14 protein-coding genes are annotated in these 16,723 nt (G+C 39.1%); all 14 read right to left on the bottom strand.

Annotated elements, in window-relative coordinates; all coding sequences use genetic code 11:
* Positions 1-153: 153 nt before the first annotated feature.
* Entirely contained in the window at positions 154-381 is a 228-nt protein-coding gene (hfq, locus tag FIU87_RS09590; RefSeq protein WP_047968550.1) for an RNA chaperone Hfq, read from the bottom strand.
* 30 nt (positions 382-411) lie between these two features.
* The gene (gene miaA, locus FIU87_RS09585) at positions 412-1,362 is read right to left on the bottom strand and encodes a tRNA (adenosine(37)-N6)-dimethylallyltransferase MiaA (RefSeq protein WP_152444385.1); all 951 of its coding nucleotides are present in this window, start codon (positions 1,360-1,362) and stop codon (positions 412-414) included.
* 50 nt (positions 1,363-1,412) lie between these two features.
* The gene (gene mutL / locus FIU87_RS09580) at positions 1,413-3,281 is read right to left on the bottom strand and encodes a DNA mismatch repair endonuclease MutL (protein ID WP_152444384.1); all 1,869 of its coding nucleotides are present in this window, start codon (positions 3,279-3,281) and stop codon (positions 1,413-1,415) included.
* 18 nt (positions 3,282-3,299) lie between these two features.
* Complete coding sequence (gene mutS / locus FIU87_RS09575; protein ID WP_152444383.1) at positions 3,300-5,906, bottom strand: DNA mismatch repair protein MutS; 2,607 nt, start codon at positions 5,904-5,906, stop codon at positions 3,300-3,302.
* Positions 5,907-6,039: 133 nt separating this feature from the next.
* Positions 6,040-6,579 carry an outer spore coat protein CotE gene (locus FIU87_RS09570; RefSeq protein WP_152444382.1) on the bottom strand — a complete coding sequence of 180 codons (540 nt, stop codon included), beginning with the start codon at positions 6,577-6,579 and terminating at the stop codon, positions 6,040-6,042.
* Positions 6,580-6,804: 225 nt separating this feature from the next.
* Positions 6,805-7,242, bottom strand: a complete 438-nt coding sequence (locus FIU87_RS09565; RefSeq protein WP_152444381.1) for a YlbF/YmcA family competence regulator — start codon at positions 7,240-7,242, stop codon at positions 6,805-6,807.
* Positions 7,243-7,244: 2 nt separating this feature from the next.
* Positions 7,245-8,789 (bottom strand): tRNA (N6-isopentenyl adenosine(37)-C2)-methylthiotransferase MiaB, encoded by a 1,545-nt coding sequence (miaB, locus tag FIU87_RS09560; RefSeq protein WP_152444380.1) that lies wholly within the window; start codon positions 8,787-8,789, stop codon positions 7,245-7,247.
* Positions 8,790-8,959: 170 nt separating this feature from the next.
* On the bottom strand, positions 8,960-10,138 hold the full coding sequence (locus FIU87_RS09555) for a glycine C-acetyltransferase (RefSeq protein WP_152444379.1): 1,179 nt from the start codon (positions 10,136-10,138) through the stop codon (positions 8,960-8,962).
* A 22-nt stretch (positions 10,139-10,160) separates the two neighbouring features.
* A complete protein-coding gene (gene tdh, locus FIU87_RS09550; RefSeq protein ID WP_172971008.1) occupies positions 10,161-11,201 on the bottom strand; it encodes an L-threonine 3-dehydrogenase in 1,041 nt (346 codons plus the stop codon).
* A 272-nt stretch (positions 11,202-11,473) separates the two neighbouring features.
* Entirely contained in the window at positions 11,474-12,340 is an 867-nt protein-coding gene (locus tag FIU87_RS09545) for a 2-oxoacid:ferredoxin oxidoreductase subunit beta (protein WP_152444378.1), read from the bottom strand.
* Position 12,341: 1 nt separating this feature from the next.
* Positions 12,342-14,075: a 2-oxoacid:acceptor oxidoreductase subunit alpha gene (locus FIU87_RS09540; RefSeq protein WP_152444377.1), complete on the bottom strand. Its 1,734-nt coding sequence runs from the start codon at positions 14,073-14,075 to the stop codon at positions 12,342-12,344.
* 228 nt (positions 14,076-14,303) lie between these two features.
* Entirely contained in the window at positions 14,304-15,227 is a 924-nt protein-coding gene (locus FIU87_RS09535; RefSeq protein ID WP_152444376.1) for a dipeptidase, read from the bottom strand.
* A gap of 289 nt (positions 15,228-15,516) precedes the next feature.
* On the bottom strand, positions 15,517-15,777 hold the full coding sequence (spoVS, locus tag FIU87_RS09530; RefSeq protein ID WP_010193268.1) for a stage V sporulation protein SpoVS: 261 nt from the start codon (positions 15,775-15,777) through the stop codon (positions 15,517-15,519).
* Positions 15,778-15,927: 150 nt separating this feature from the next.
* Complete coding sequence (locus FIU87_RS09525; protein ID WP_152446491.1) at positions 15,928-16,722, bottom strand: TIGR00282 family metallophosphoesterase; 795 nt, start codon at positions 16,720-16,722, stop codon at positions 15,928-15,930.
* Between the last annotated feature and the right edge of the window lies 1 nt (position 16,723).

Here is a 16,723-nt window from a genome sequence, read left to right as displayed (position 1 = left end):
TTGACAAATATGTCAGAATATGCGCTTTCCCGAGAAATATTTCGCTATTTCTCTTTTTCCCGCAAAGAAGAAAGCTCCAATTATTATCTAAATATATGTAAAAACACTATTGATATGTTAAAGACAAAATAAAAAACCAGCTATTCGCTGGTTTTAGGCTTCCGTTTCAATTTGAACATTTTTTGATGGAGAAAAAGTAGAGATAGCATGTTTATAAATCAACTGTTGCTTCCCTTCTGTTTCAAGAAGTACAGTAAAGTTATCAAACCCTTTTATCAAGCCACGCAATTGAAATCCATTTAGCAGAAATACTGTCACACTAGTACCATCTTTTCTTAATTGATTTAGCACCTGATCTTGGATGTTGATTGTTTGCTTCATCTTTTCGTCCTCCTCTGTTCTCTATCTTTCTTACTTATTCGCTTCAAGTTGAAGCTTTCCTGCAACATATGAGAAAATTTCTGCTAACTTTTCTTTCTCATCTGCCTCTGTCATATCAAACCAGGTAACATCCATTTTATTTCGAAACCAAGTAAGTTGACGTTTTGCATACCTTCTGGAGTTTTGTTTTAAGTCCTCAATAGCTTCCTCCAATGACCGCTTTCCGTCTAAAAAGGCATAAAGCTCTTTGTATCCTATTGCCTGAATAGATTGGCATTCTCTGACGCCACTTTCATAAAGTGATGTCACTTCTTCCAGCAAGCCTTCTTTAAGCATGAGGTCTACTCTAAGGTTTATTCTTTTATACAACAATTCTCTGTCCATCGTCAAGCCAACTAGTGCAACATCGTATAAAAGGTCGGGTTGTTGTGATACTTGCACCTCTGATGGTGATTTCCCGGTTGTATAATAAACCTCTAGTGCCCTTACAACTCTACGTGTATTATTAGGATGCATTTGCTTTGCCGTTACTGGATCAATTTTTTCTAGTTCCTCATATAATGCATCTGGACCGATATCAATTGCTTTTTTCTCGAGTTCTTGTCTGATTCTCGTATCTTTCCCTTGATCTGAGAAGTGATAATCATATAGAACGGACTGAATATAAAGACCTGTTCCCCCGACGATAATGGGAATGGCACCTTTTTGGGCAATCGATTCTATTTTTTCTCTGACATCTCGTTGAAACTCAGCAACAGAGTAAGACTCCGTGGGCTCTTTAATGTCAATAAGATAGTGAGGAATTCCTTGCATCTCCTCATCAGTCACTTTAGCTGTCCCTATATTCATTTCTTTATAGATTTGCATCGAATCACCACTAATAATTTCGCCATGAAAGGTTTTGGCTAATTCAATGCTGGTTTTGGTCTTTCCTACAGCTGTTGGGCCGATGATGACAATTAGTTTTTGTTTTTCTGTCAAGCCAACTCACTCTTTCCTCATTCTTCATCACAAGTTTTCAGTATGCCCAATTACATCACCCTTTTAAACATTTTTTCCATCTCATAGGTAGTAAAATGAATAAGAATTGGTCTCCCATGCGGACAAGTAAATGGATTTTCTGACATTCTAAGGGTCTGAAGAAGTGCCATTATTTCATCTTGCCTTAAATGATGATTCGCTTTAATGGCAGCCTTACAGCTCATCATAATGGCTACTTCTTCTCTTAGCTGCGACAAGTTTACTTTCCTTTTTTCTTTTACATGTTGAATGATTTCATCGATTGTTTCTTGTTCTTTGCCTTTTGGAAACCATACAGGGTGTGATTTTATCACAAACGTTTGATGCCCGAACTCTTCTAGGAAGATACCTATTTCTTCAAAAACAGATTTATTCTCTTCTAAGAACAAATACTCCTCTAAGCTACATTCGATGGTTATTGGAACGATAAGATCTTGTACCGTTCTTTCTACCACTCCAAGCTTTTTCACATAAAACTCATAATTTATCCGCTCTTGTGCGGCATGTTGATCGATTAAATATAACCCCTGCTCATTTTGTGCAAGAATATACGTCCCATGCATTTGGCCGATAGGGTAAAGCTCAGGAATACGTGAATTCCCTTGTTGGATATGTTCCTCTACAATGATATCATCCAGCCCAACTTCAAATTCGATATCAGAATCATCAGGTTGGCCTTCATGCTGCATCATGTTTGTATGCTTCTCAAAAGGTTTCTCCAATAGGGAAACTGCCTCACTTTGTTCTTTTTCAAGTGAAGGGTAGGACGATTTCATCTCAGCAGCAGTGAAAGAATCCTGATGAAGTTTACGCTCAAATGCAAAGGATGGTTGCTCAGGTTTTCGCTCATCCACTTTCTGCGTTTGTGATAGATGATCATTTGTAGGAATCAGCGTTCTTTTGCCAAACGCCTCCTTTACACCTTCGGCAATAAGTTGATATAGTTCATCCTCCTTGCTTAATCTTACTTCAAGCTTTGCAGGATGGACATTTACATCCACAAGCAACGGGTCCATTTTCACTTCCAAAAAAGCAATAGGATATCTACCGATTGGAAGCAGGGTATGATAGCCTTCTTGTATCGCCTTCATAACCGTGTAGTTTTTTATATATCTCCCATTAATAATAGTAGATAGATAGTTTTTGGAAGCTCTAGTTATTTCTGGCATTGCAAGATATCCACTTACCTCAAAGTCTAGGGAGGAGAGTTGAATCGGAATCATCTTTTTCGCCACATTCATGCCGTAAATTGAGGCAAGCACATGCAAATGATCGCCTCTTCCATTTGTAGCAAGCATTCTTTTGCCATTATGGCTGAGACGAAAGGAAATAGAAGGGTGAGCAAGTGCTAAGCGGTTCACCAAATCAGAAATATTTCCTAGTTCCGTATGAATGGTCTTCATATATTTTAAGCGTGCAGGGGTATTGAAAAATAAATGCTGCACGACAATATCTGTTCCCTTTCGACTGCTAGAAGCTTCCTGGCTTTCTAGAATACCACCTTTAAAACGTAAATATGAGCCAGGAGAAGACCCTGTACATGTGGTCATTTCGAAAATGGAAACCGACGCAATACTTGGAAGTGCTTCGCCTCTGAAGCCAAGCGTGCGGATACGGAATAAATCATTTTCATTTTTTATTTTGCTTGTAGCATGCCGCAAAAAGGCTGTTAAGCAATCCTCTGCTTCAATTCCATCTCCATTATCAAGTACCCGTATCTTCGTTAATCCGGCTTCTTCGAGTTCTATTTCAATGATTGTGGAATTTGCATCTATTGCATTCTCCACAAGCTCTTTCACAACAGATGCAGGTCGCTCTACTACTTCACCAGCGGCAATTTTATTGGCTAAGCTCTCATCCAATTGCACTATCTTCCCCATTCTACATCCTCCTTTCTACTATTTCTTCGTTTTTAACTTCTTTTGTAATTCATACAGCACATTCATCGCTTCCAGTGGAGTGGTTTCTAGTAACTCCATCGATTTTAATTTCTCAAGTACTAGACTTTCAGATGAAGATCGTTTCTCACTTCCACTTTTCTTATCTGTTGTTTCAAAAAATGAGAGTTGCGTTAATGCATCGTCATCCTTTTCTTTTATCGTAGACGGAACCGGTGTAGGACTTTCCTGCGCATCATTTTCCAAATTATGCAAAATAACTTGTGCTCTTTTTATTAATTCTTCTGGTAAATCTGCAAGCTCTGCAACATGAATACCATAACTTTTATCTGCAGGCCCATCCTTCATCTTATGAAGAAAGACAACCTTGCCGTTTTGTTCCACCACACTTACATGAATATTTTTCAGCTTACTTAAATCCTCTGCTAGTGAAGTTAACTCATGGTAGTGTGTGGAGAACAATGTCTTGGCGCCAATTTTGTCGTGAATGTATTCAATCAACGCTTGTGCAAGAGCCATTCCATCATACGTAGAAGTACCTCGGCCTATTTCATCAAATAGAATAAGGCTGTTTTGTGTTGCATATACGATGGCATTTCTCGCTTCGAGCATTTCGACCATAAACGTACTTTGACCTGAGACGAGATCATCTGCTGCTCCAATTCTCGTGAATATTTGATCGAATATCGGAAGACTTGCTTCTTTAGCAGGTACAAAACAGCCAATCTGAGCTAGGATAGCAGTTAGAGCGACTTGGCGCATATACGTACTTTTACCGGACATATTTGGCCCAGTAATTAATAGCATCTCTTTTTCCTTGTCCATCCACGTATCATTGGGAACATATTCATTTGAATCCATTACTTTTTCCACAACAGGATGACGGCCTTCTGTTATATAAATTTTTCTTTCATCGTTGAACAACGGTCTAGTATAATGTCTGTCTTCGCTAATTGTTGCAAAGCATTGTAGGACATCCAGCTCGCTTACCGCTTTGGCTAGCTTTTGTAGGCGAGGAATAAATGCTTTTACCTCTTCTCTAAGCTTAAGAAACAGTTCATATTCAAGGGCAACAATCTTTTCTTCTGCTTCCAAAATTAGCGTTTCTTTTTCCTTTAATTCTTCGGTAATATAACGCTCCGCATTGGCAAGTGTTTGTTTTCGTTCATACCTTCCCTCTGGAAGAGCGGAAATGTTTGCTTTTGTTACTTCAATATAGTAGCCAAAAATTCGGTTATAGCCTATCTTTAACGATCGAATTCCTGTGAATTCTCGTTCCTTTTTCTCTAATTCTGCAATCCATGTCTTTCCATTCTTTCTCGCATCACGGTACTTATCAAGCTCCTCATGGAATCCATCCTTCATCATATTCCCTTCTTTTACGGAAATAGGAGGCTGCTCTATTAAGCTATCATGAAGTAAATCTGTGAGTTCAGTGCATTCATCTAACTTGTCATTGATTTGTGCAATCTCAACAGGTAATTTCTTCACCAACTCTTTTAATGCAGGAATTTGCGTTAGTGATTTTCTAAGCTGAACCAAGTCTCTTGCATTCACATTACCAAATGCCACTCTTCCTGCTAGTCTTTCAAGGTCATATACTTCCTTTAAATGCTCCCGTATATCCTGCCTTATAAAATATTCATTCATAAGCGTTTCTACAAACGAGTGCCTTAGTTCAATTTCTGAACGATTTACAAGGGGCCTGTCCACCCACTGTTTCAGCATCCTTCCGCCCATAGCGGTAACGGTTTGATCCAATAGCCATAGTAAAGATCCTTTTTTGCCTTTTGAGCGAATTGTTTCTGTTAGTTCCAAGTTTCGTTTAGAAAAAAGGTCTATTTTCATGGCACTTTCCAGCTCATAAAAACGAGCAGGCTGCAGGTGGTCAAGGCTGCGTTTTTGCGTACGCTTTAAGTAGTGCAAGAGACGTCCCACAGTGAAAAGAAGCTTTTCTTGTTCCAGGCCTTTGACAAGATCCTGATATTCGTGAGGTATGCTTGTCTCATTTTCATAAGAAGTAGTGACAACCATTCTTTCACGAACTAGTTGCAACAGTGCGGCTGGGAATTCTTCAGCAATGACCATTTCTTTTGACCCAATGGAGTATACTTCATTAACAATCTGCTGATGAACACCAGACAAAACAGTTGTGTGTACTTCTCCCGTAGTAAGGTCAGCATAAGCAAGGCCATATGTATCATCTTCAAAATATGATAAGGTGGTAAGAAAATTATTCTGTTTGTCGGTAAGGTTTTTTGCGTCCATAACGGTTCCTGGTGTAATAAGCTGAACCACTTCCCGCTTTACTACTCCTTTGGTATGTTTAGGATCCTCTACTTGTTCACAAATAGCCACCTTGTAGCCTCTATTAACCAGTTGCTCTATGTATGCTTGTGCCGAATGGTATGGAACGCCGCACATTGGAATTCTCTCTTTTCCACCACCATCACGGCTTGTTAATGTTATTTCTAATTCCTGCGATGCAGATAGGGCATCGTCAAAAAACATCTCGTAAAAATCACCAAGGCGAAAAAACAAAAAGGCATCCTGGTAATCTGCCTTTACTCGTAAATATTGCTGTATCATCGGCGTGTAAGAAGCCATGTTAATCCCCCAACTAATTCTCTATTTTGCTGCTTTATTATATCATACTTTTATTTTGGTTGCCTGAGATTGAAACGGAACAAACCTGCCCATATAAAAAAACCAGGAAGTATATACTCCCTAGTTTTCATGGTTATTCTTCGTATCCATCTACAATAAAATCAGGATTTAAATCCTCAAATTCATCCTCTTCGACATCCCAATCCCCATCGTCTGCTAAGGAATCCGGATGTACTTCTACCGTAATTTTTGTTTCACCAATAATTTCGGTTAAGAATTCGCGCTCCACTTGCACATCCACTCTTGATTCGTTACCAGCAATATTTGCTTCTAAGCAATTTGGTTGCTGTAGTACTCTTGCAATCACTTCATGATCGTCGCCGGTACTGTTTTCATCCTTATACCGTAATTTTACAACATCCTTATAAGAAACTGTTTCTGTAACAACCTCAGTCTTGGTATTATCGCTATGGGAGTACCATACGTTAATATCATAAGACCCCTTCACTTCTACCGTATCGTCCACTTTTTTCGCATCGTACTTATGGTTAATGACCCAGCATCCTAGAATGCTTGTAGGACGATGTTCGGGACTAATCGTATGTTTGGACTGTGTAAATTTTCTACCTTTACCGGTTACTGCTCTCGTGATAATTTCTCTGTATTCCGCCATTCGAGCATACACCCTCCTCATTACAATCTTCATTTCATCCTATGCGGGTTAAATGACAATTGTGTATTGTTTGAAATGACTACATAAATGATTTCTTACACATTGACGTATAGTTCATTCTATGCAGGCTTTTCTGGATATGTGCCTATTTTTTGAAAAAATCATACAAGATAAGAACCTTCTAAAAATAAAAAAACCAGCATGGATTTTCCATGCTGGGTACGATTAAGAAGAGCAACTTCCGCCATATTTTGTATTGGAAACATAAGACCCTGTTTCCCCACGGAGAACATCGCCGCCGGTAGAAACAATAATTTCATCTGTAACTGTTTTCGTAATATATGAAGAAACAAGTTGCAGAAGATCGTTTACGTCACTTTGGGAAGCTTTAAATTCTTGTACAATCGGAATCTCGTCCAATTCTTTAAGAATGTTATCTAGCTTCTCTTCTGTCTTTTTCAACGCTTCCGTTTTTCCGTAATGCTGGAAGTTTACTGCTTGCTTTTGCAAACTCTTTACACTTGCCACCATTTCTTTTACCTTTTGATTTTCATTGATTTGTGCTTCTGCACGCTTGAAGAATTCTACCTCTTCTGTACTTGCAATCATTGTCGCGAGCTCTTTTGCTCTTGACACAATCTCTTCTCTTGTATAATTAGCCATTTTTATACCTCCACTGCTTCTTCTGCAACTTCTTCAGCCAATTCGCCGTCTAGAGTCCACGTTTTAGCCTTAATCACTTTTACTTTAACAATCTTGCCAATAACAGATTTTGGTGCTCTAAAGTTAACTAGTTTACTTTTTTCTGTGTACCCTGCTAATACATCTGAGTTCTTTTTACTTTCCCCTTCTACTAGCACCTCAACTACCTTGCCTTCGTATTCTTTCAGTTTTTTCGCTGAAATTTCGTTAACAACTGCATTTAGGCGCTGCAAGCGTTCCTTTTTCACTTCCATAGGAACATTGTCTTCCATTTTCGCTGCAGGCGTACCTTCACGAGGAGAGTAGATAAACGTATAGGCCGTATCATATTCTACTTCACGATAAAGAGATAACGTTTCCTCGAACTGTTCCTCTGTTTCATTTGGGAATCCAACAATGATGTCGGTGGTTAACGTTGCGTTTGGCATCGCAGCCTTAATTTTCCCTACTAACTCGAGATAACGCTCTCTGTCATATTTTCTCGCCATAAGCTTTAATATTTCCGAGCTTCCTGACTGAACAGGAAGATGAATATGATCAAGCAGGTTACCACCCTTTGCAAGGACCTCTACAAGTCGATCATCAAAATCTCTCGGGTGACTAGTTGTAAAGCGAATACGAGGGATATCAATCTTGCTAATTTCATCCATTAAGTCACCAAGGCCATATGTTATATCCTCGAAGTCTTTTCCATACGCATTTACATTTTGTCCTAGTAAGGTGATTTCCTTATACCCTTGGGCGGCAAGGTGACGTACTTCTTGAATAATATCCTCTGGACGTCTTGAACGCTCTTTCCCACGTGTATAAGGCACAATACAGTACGTACAGAACTTATCACAGCCATACATAATGTTAACCCATGCCTTAATTTGACCTTTACGATTTTTAGGAAGGTTTTCAATAACATCCCCTTCTTTGGACCAAACCTCAATAACCATCTCTTTTGACATATAAGCCTCTTTAAGAATATGAGGAAGACGATGAATGTTATGGGTACCAAAGATCATATCCACTTGATTGTACGTTTTTAAGATTTTATTGACAACTGATTCCTCTTGAGACATACAACCGCATACGCCGATGAGCAGATTTGGATTTGATTTTTTTAATGTTTTCAAATGACCTAGCTCACCAAAAACCTTATTTTCAGCATTTTCTCTGATTGCACAGGTATTTAATAGAACAACATCGGTCTCCTGTACGTTATCTGTAATCTCATAACCTAAGCTTAAAAAGATACCTGCCATTACTTCTGTGTCATGCTCGTTCATTTGACAGCCATAGGTACGAATGTAAAACTTCTTCCCATTACCAAGACCTCTAAATTCTTCAGGAATTGCAAAGTCTTGATACGCAACATCCTCTTTGCCGCGTTTTTTTGCATCCTTTAAGGATGGAGGAGTATATACTGATTGAAAGTATTGGCTGTAATCCTTTTCGGATTTTTTGTCCGCTGGATTTCCAGTTGCTACTTGTGCGTTTTGTACTTTTTGTTTCTCGTTCATATTATAACTCCTTTCCAATAGTAGAGACGTATTTATCTATAAATCTCTACACATTATCATAGTATATAATTTTACAGCCTTTTAAACAATAATTATAGGGAAGATTACCGAAATCTCCATATTTCATAAAAAGAGAGACACTTTTGTAGTGTCTCCCTTTTAGTTATGGCTTATTGAATAATTCCTAGTTCTTTTCCGGCTTTTTCAAAAATGTCTAGCGCTTCTTGTAGCTCTTCTTTAGAATGTTGTGCTGTTACAATTGTACGAACACGTGCTAAGCCTTTTGCAACGGTTGGGAATGCAATACCTTGTGCAAATACTCCATATTCTAGTAGCTTGTCAGAGAATTTATGAGAAAGAGCCTCGTCTCCTACGATAACAGGTGTTACTGGAGTTTGGCTTTCACCAGTATTAAAGCCTAGTTCCTCTAGACCTTTCTTAAAGAACTTTGCATTATCCCAAAGTGTTTCAATTAATTCTGGTTCTTCAAGAAGAACTTGAATCGCCTCATCACAAGCCGCTGTTACTGCTGGCGGATGAGAAGTACTGAATAAGAACGGACGACCTTTATGAATAAGGTAGTCAATTAAGGAACGGGAGCTTGCTACATAGCCTCCGAGAACACCAATTGCTTTACTTAAGGTACCTACTTGAATGTGAACACGACCGTCAAGACCAAAGTGATTTACGGTACCTCGGCCGTTTTCCCCTAACACACCAGAAGCATGGGCATCGTCGACCATCACAAGCGCATCATACTTTTCTGCAAGCTCGACAATTTTATCAAGAGGAGCAATGTTACCATCCATAGAAAATACTCCATCCGTTACAATTAGGCGTTTGCGGTAATCTCCAGACTCTTTTAATGCGCGTTCTAAGTCTTCCATGTCCACATGCTTGTACACTTTTCTCGCAGCTTTCGTTAAACGAATACCATCAATAATAGAAGCATGATTTAAGGCATCGGAAATGACAACATCCTCAGGAGAAAGAATCGCTGAAAGTACTCCTTGGTTCGTTGTAAAACCAGATTGAAATACTAGTGCTGCTTCTGTGTGCTTGAACTTAGCTAGCTTTTCTTCTAATTCCTCATGCATAGAGAAGGTTCCAGCAATCGTACGAACAGAACCAGTTCCCGCTCCGTATTTTTCAACAGCTTCTAATGCTGCCCTGCGAAGGCGTGGGTGAGAAGTTAATCCTAAATAGTTGTTAGAGGAAAGCTGAATAACTTCTTTCCCATTAATGACAACCTTAGAACCTTGATCAGATTCAAGTGGAATAAGCTTTCTAAATGTACCTTGCTCTTTCATTTGATCTAATTCTTCTTGTAAGTATTCAAAACCTTTCATGAAAAACCCTCCTAATCATATGTTATGGGTGTAAAACTACTTTACCACATTGCCCTGAAATCATTAAATCGAAGCCTTTTTCAAAATCCTCAAGTGGGAAATGATGAGTAATCATTGGTTTCACGTCCACTTGACCAGACTTTAATAGACGAGACACCTGTTGCCATGTAGAGTACATTTTGCGCCCTGTGATTCCTTGGACTGTAACGCCTTTAAATACAATATCATTTGTTATATCAAGCTCAACTGGTCGAACCGGAAGACTTAATATCGATACTCGTCCTCCATTAGTCACCATTTTAAAGCCTTGATTCATCGCTACTGGATGTCCAGACATTTCACAAATAACATCCACACCATTACCTTCTGTTAATGTCATGACTTCTTCTACAGTGTTTGTTTCTTTAGCATTGATGACAGTGGTAGCACCCATTTTTGTTGCTAGATCTAAACGATATTCATTTAAATCGATTGCAATAACCTGAGAAGCTCCTGCTGCTTTTGCCACCCCAACCGCCATAATACCAATAGGGCCACAACCAATGACAGCCACTGTTTTCCCAGCAACATCACCTGCTAGTACTGTATGGACGGCATTTCCCATCGGCTCTTGAACAGATGCAACATCATAAGGCATGTCATTTGGATTTTTCCAAACATTTACCGCAGGAAGAGCGACATATTCCGCAAAGCAACCTTGTGTATCAACACCAATGATTTTCGTATCTTTACAAATGTGATAATCTCCTGTTAAGCATTGTGGGCATTTATAGCACACAATATGAGTCTCAGCTGAAACTTGATCGCCTAGCTGAACGTTTGTTACTTTGCTACCGACTTCCACAATTTCTCCAGCAAATTCATGCCCAAATGCATAAGGAGGATGGACACGGCTTTGAGACCATTCGTCCCATGTATAAATATGCACATCTGTACCACAGATAGAGGTTGCTTTTACTTTTATTAATACTTCATCTTCTTTAATTTTCGGAATATCGATCATTTGAAGTTCCGCACCATACCCACGGTGATGCTTCACCACTGCTTTCATTTTTCCATCCACAGAGAACACTCCCTCACTAAATAAAAACTTATAATCTAGTAAAAGTGTATCATCTATAAGAATTCATGTAAACAGCACTGTCCACCACGAGCGGACATTTGATTTCCTGTGATATAAAATTTATTTTTATGAAAAGTGCTTTGTTAAACTACGCTGTTGATTTCCGCAAATTGGCTCAAACAACAGCTAGAAACTCATTTTATCAACACTCTTCTTTCACACAGCCAAGAAAAAAGTCCAAGCGTTTAATAAGCGCTTGGACTTTTAGGTTATTACATAAACTCTTTTACGAGCTGATTGAATTGTTCTTCATCAAGTTCTAGGTTAGCTTTCGCTAATGGTTCTTGACTGAAGTTTGGTATAAGTTCTTGATAGGAAGGCTGTTCTTTATTTTGGTAAATCAGCCCTGTCACAAGTCCATTATGCTCCATCAACGTTTGCATAGCGGATACCTTATTATGAGGGTCATACCCTTCAATGTCAGCTAGCTTTGTCAGGTTCTCTTTAAACCAATCGTATGTGTTGACTTTGTTATAAGTCACACATGGGCTGAACACGTTGATGAGGGAAAATCCTTTATGATTAATGCCTTGTTCTATCAATGCTGTTAGATCTTTTAAGTCTGTTGAGAAACTTTGTGCAACAAAGGTTGCACCAGCTGTTAAAGCCATTTCCATCACAGATAAAGAAGATTCAATGGATCCCTGTGGTGTTGATTTTGTTTTAAAACCAACCTCACTTCGAGGGGATGTTTGACCTTTTGTTAAACCGTAAATTTGGTTATCCATGACGATATAGGTAACATCAATATTACGGCGAATCGCATGAATGGTATGTCCTAGTCCGATGGCGAATCCATCTCCGTCTCCACCAGATGCGATTACTGTAAGGTCTTTATTGGCCATTTTCACACCTTGCGCAATTGGAAGGGAACGACCATGAATTCCGTGAAATCCATAGGAATTAATGTAACCAGAAATACGACCTGAACATCCGATTCCCGAAACCACTGCAAGATTCTCAGGGTCCAATCCTACATTAGCAGCTGCACGCTGAATGGCTGCTTGTACGGAAAAGTCACCACAGCCAGGACACCAGTTTGGTTTTACATTATTACGAAAATCTTTAAACGTTGCCATCTTATAACAACTCCTTGCATTTTGAGTGGATTTCTTTCGGTAAGAACGGATCTCCGTCATACTTCAAGAGACTGCTGAACTTTTCGTGTTGACCAACATTCATTTTCATGATGTTTGACAATTGTCCAGTAGCGTTATATTCCACTACAATTACTTTTTTCGCTGCATGAACAAGAGGGGCAATATCTTCTGTTGGGAACGGGTGAATAAGACGAACCTGGGCATGGTTAGCTTTGATTCCATCTAGTTCTAGCCTTTCCATTGCTTCCTCAATGGTTCCTCGTGTAGAGTTGAATCCAACAAGCAATACGTCCGGATTTTCATGCTTTGCGTTAACATGAACAGGCGTATTAAATTGAAGATTAGTCAATTTTCGTAATCGTTTGTCCATTTGCGCCTGACGGTTTGCAGCTACCTCAGAAGGTTTACCAGTTTGCTCATGCTCTACCCCAGTTACGTGGTGTATTCCATTTTTCATACCCGGAAGCACACGAGGAGAAACGCCATCTTCTGTCACTTCATAACGTTTAAAATAAGCTTTATCATCAGTTGCTGGAATGTCTTCGGAAACAAGTTTTCCACGTCTAATTTCAATATTATTATAATCTAATGGTTCCACAGATTGTTTACCTAAGGATAATTGAAGGTCAGTTAGTAATATAACTGGAACTTGATATTCCTCAGCAATGTTAAACGCTTCAATAGTATCATAGAATGCTTCTTGAACGGTACTTGGAGCCATAACAACCTTTGGAATTTCTCCATGCGTTCCATATATCATTGCCATTAAGTCTGATTGCTCAATTTTCGTTGGCAGACCAGTACTCGGACCTCCACGCTGGGTATCAACTACCACTAATGGAGTTTCTGTCATTCCTGAAAGACCAATCGCTTCCATCATGAGCGATAGACCTGGTCCGGCAGAAGCCGTTAAGGTACGAACACCTGCATAGTTAGCCCCAATCGCCATAGTACACGCAGCAATTTCATCCTCTGTTTGGATAACGGTTCCACCAAATTTAGGAAGCTTTTTAATTAAGTATTCCATAATTTCTGATGCTGGTGTAATAGGATAGGCAGGCATAAAGCGAGATCCTGCAGCAATCGCACCAAGAGCTATTGCATCGTTTCCAATCATAAATAAACGTTTTTTACCATCCGCTTTTGCAAGCTGCATGGTTTCGACGTTTTCTCCTTGCTCTTTAATAAATTGTACACCTGCTCGGATTGCTTCCATGTTCTTTTCAACAATAGATTCGCCTTTTCGACCAAAAATTTCTTGAACTACTTCGCGAAAGGACTCTGAATCAAGATCTAAAATGGCGCTCGAAGCTCCGACTGCCACCATGTTCTTCATTAAAGATGTTCCTAGCTCTGAAGCAATTTCTGTGAAGGGAACCGAATATAGCGTTGCTTTCCCATCTTCAGGAATAGTTGGCTTAAACTTTGCATCAGCAAGAACCACTCCACCTTGACGAAGCTCGTGATAGTTTACGTCAATGGTTTCCTGGTCAAATGCTACTAATATATCAAGGTCGTCTGAAATAGAACGAACCTGCGTCGTGCTTACACGAATTTTATTGTTCGTGTGTCCTCCTTTTATCCGTGAGGAGAAATGACGGTAACCATATAAATAATACCCTAACCGGTTTAAAGCAATAGAAAAGATTTCTCCAGTACTCTCGATACCTTCCCCTTGCTGTCCTCCAACTTTCCAGGAAAGTTGTTCGATCATGTGCCTTACACCCCTTTAATCGCGTTCATTGTCAGAATATACTGTACAGGATTTATTGTAGCATTATTCCAATCAATTAACTAGAATTCTCAGTAACATTCCTTATTTCGCGCAAAATCGCAGTATATGTACTAAACGCTTCCATTGTAGTCCTATTTTTTTAAAAATACAAGCCTTTGTATAAATTATTTCTAAAAATTTGGATATCTTCCCACTGTTAATTTTTCCTTATCTTGGGTATCTAGTATAGAAATTATCAAATAAAAATCCATTCACTTCTGATTCCGAATAATGCTTTTGAAGCAAGTTAATCAGGTTTTGGAAATCTTGATAATACTGAAGTTTTTCCACGTATTGATCAATTCCGTCAAAGTCAGAACCAAACCCAATATTACTCACCGCACCAAGTGAGCATAAATGCTCTACATGCCTTAGAACATCTCCTATGTTACAGCTCTTACCTTCTGTAAGAAAGGGTGGAAAAAAGGTCACACCAATCGCAGCGTCTTTTTGAATGAGTGCTTTAATTTGTTCATCACTAAGGTTCCTAGCATTTGAGCAAAGCGATTTACAATTGGAATGAGAGGCAATAATATAGTCACCAATCTCCATAACATCCCAAAATCCTTTTACAGATAAATGGGAAACATCTGTCCATACTAAATGATGGTTGTTCTCAAGCACGACCTTTTTGCCAAAAGAGCTTAATCCAGCTCCACGTTCTTCAAGAATTCCATCAGCCACTGCGTTTCCATAATTCCAAGTAAGTCCTACAGAGGTAACACCAAGTCTATATAAGTTTCGAAGCTTCGAAATATCTGATCCTATGGCATCACAGCCTTCCAACGTTAAAATTGCCCCTATCTCCCAATCTCTTAACTTTTGGATATCTTGTTTTGAAGAGACAAGCTTTAAGCTTGGGAAACGTGCAAGAATTCTTTCATAAAAAATATCCACCATCTCTAAAGCAACATCATAAGCAGCTTCCTTTTTCACTTTCTCTGGTACATAAATGGCAAAGCATTGGACTTTCGCACTTGTCATTTTTAATCCTTCCCATGTTACTTGTAACTGCTTGTCGTCTTTAAAAGAAATGTTGGGGTTTTCCCACATTTTCCATAGCACGTCACAATGAGCATCGAAAATCCTCATATTGATTTGCCTCCTTCCTTTCATGTAAAGCTGTTTTCGTAAACTTTGTTGCTACTTCGTATAGTTAAGCATCTCGTGATAAACGTTGCTGTCGTGCTTTTTTGTGGAGGAAGTTTTAAACATGTAGCAATTTTTCTTCGAATTCTGACTGAAAAAAGTCTTGATGCCGACTTTTTCCTAGTTTATAGCAAACGATCTTTTAGAAAAGAGCTTTATGTAAAAAACATACCTTCCTATAAAATAAACAAACCTGTTTGCTTTAACAAGCAAACAGGCTTTACATCGGTAATTATCTTGGCTCCACGATGAGTTTAATTGCGGTTCGTTCTTCCCCATCAATTAATATATCTGTAAAGGCAGGAATACAAATTAAATCAACACCACTTGGAGCAACAAATCCTCTTGCAATCGCGACTGCTTTTACTGCCTGATTAAGGGCTCCTGCACCGATTGCTTGAATTTCCGCACCACCACGTTCTCTCAAAACACCTGCTAAAGCCCCTGCTACTGAGTTTGGGTTAGACTTGGCTGAAACCTTTAATATCTCCATTTCTAGCTCCTCCTTAACATTTACAATATATGGTGTAAGATCCATAGATGAATGAATGCAATAATTTCATTCCTACTATATTCAGGAGGAGAGCCATGTATTCCTAATCGCTTTCGTTAAGTGTTTAAATTTTCAAACAATTGTTCACTATCAGTCAAAATACGGGTGATCATCATTGATGATAATGGGTTTTATTTTTTTTGCTCTTCCAGTTTTCATATCGACATCTACGATTACACCGTTAAGCTGTGCTCTGCCTGTAGTAACCTCGAATCTTACTGGCAGCGCAGTCTGAAAACGTTTTAATACCGCTTCTCTTTCCACTCCTAATATCCCATCATATGGTCCTGTCATTCCAACGTCTGTCATATAGGCAGTTCCTTGTGGGAGGATACGGTAATCATTCGTTTGAACATGAGTATGTGTGCCAACAACTCCTGTTACCCTTCCATCTAAATACCAACCAATTGCTTGCTTTTCACTAGTCGCCTCTGCATGAAAATCAACAAAAATGTAGGGTGTTCGTTTCTTAGCCTCTTCTACTAATTCATCTGCTTTTGAAAAAGGACAGTCGATTGGTGGAAGGAACGTTCTTCCTTGCAGGTTGATTACAGCAAGTTCTTTTCCTTCAAATGGCAGGTAAGCAATGCCTTTTCCAGGATTAGACGCAGGAAAATTCGCTGGGCGAATCATATACTTTGCAGATTCAATAAATTCAAAGATTTCCCTGTTATCCCATGTATGATTGCCTAGTGTGACAAGATTTGCTCCAGCTTTTAAGAAACCTTGATAAATTTTTTCTGTAATCCCTTTTCCCCCTGCTGCATTTTCTCCATTAACGATTGTTACTGCTGGCCGGTATTTACTTTTTAATTTCGGAAGATACTCCTCTACCATGTTCCTCCCCGGTGAACCGACAACATCTCCAATAAATAAGATTCTCAAT

This window comes from Bacillus sp. THAF10 (genome assembly GCF_009363695.1).
Classification (GTDB): domain Bacteria; phylum Bacillota; class Bacilli; order Bacillales; family Bacillaceae_I; genus Sutcliffiella_A.
Note: the sequence above shows the minus strand (reverse complement) of the source record. Positions and strands in the feature narration are given on the sequence as shown.

What these genes read in the sequence shown, in the direction of transcription:
- FIU87_RS09565 (WP_152444381.1), bottom strand. Translation starts at nt 7,242, where the DNA reads ATGGCTAATTATACAAGAGAAGAGATTGTGTCAAGAGCAAAAGAGCTC.
- FIU87_RS09535 (WP_152444376.1), bottom strand. Translation starts at nt 15,227, where the DNA reads ATGAGGATTTTCGATGCTCATTGTGACGTGCTATGGAAAATGTGGGAA.
- FIU87_RS09540 (WP_152444377.1), bottom strand. Translation starts at nt 14,075, where the DNA reads ATGATCGAACAACTTTCCTGGAAAGTTGGAGGACAGCAAGGGGAAGGT.
- FIU87_RS09545 (WP_152444378.1), bottom strand. Translation starts at nt 12,340, where the DNA reads ATGGCAACGTTTAAAGATTTTCGTAATAATGTAAAACCAAACTGGTGT.
- FIU87_RS09555 (WP_152444379.1), bottom strand. Translation starts at nt 10,138, where the DNA reads ATGAAAGGTTTTGAATACTTACAAGAAGAATTAGATCAAATGAAAGAG.
- hfq (WP_047968550.1), bottom strand. Translation starts at nt 381, where the DNA reads ATGAAGCAAACAATCAACATCCAAGATCAGGTGCTAAATCAATTAAGA.
- spoVS (WP_010193268.1), bottom strand. Translation starts at nt 15,777, where the DNA reads ATGGAGATATTAAAGGTTTCAGCCAAGTCTAACCCAAACTCAGTAGCA.
- mutS (WP_152444383.1), bottom strand. Translation starts at nt 5,906, where the DNA reads ATGGCTTCTTACACGCCGATGATACAGCAATATTTACGAGTAAAGGCA.
- FIU87_RS09570 (WP_152444382.1), bottom strand. Translation starts at nt 6,579, where the DNA reads ATGGCGGAATACAGAGAAATTATCACGAGAGCAGTAACCGGTAAAGGT.
- miaB (WP_152444380.1), bottom strand. Translation starts at nt 8,789, where the DNA reads ATGAACGAGAAACAAAAAGTACAAAACGCACAAGTAGCAACTGGAAAT.
- mutL (WP_152444384.1), bottom strand. Translation starts at nt 3,281, where the DNA reads ATGGGGAAGATAGTGCAATTGGATGAGAGCTTAGCCAATAAAATTGCC.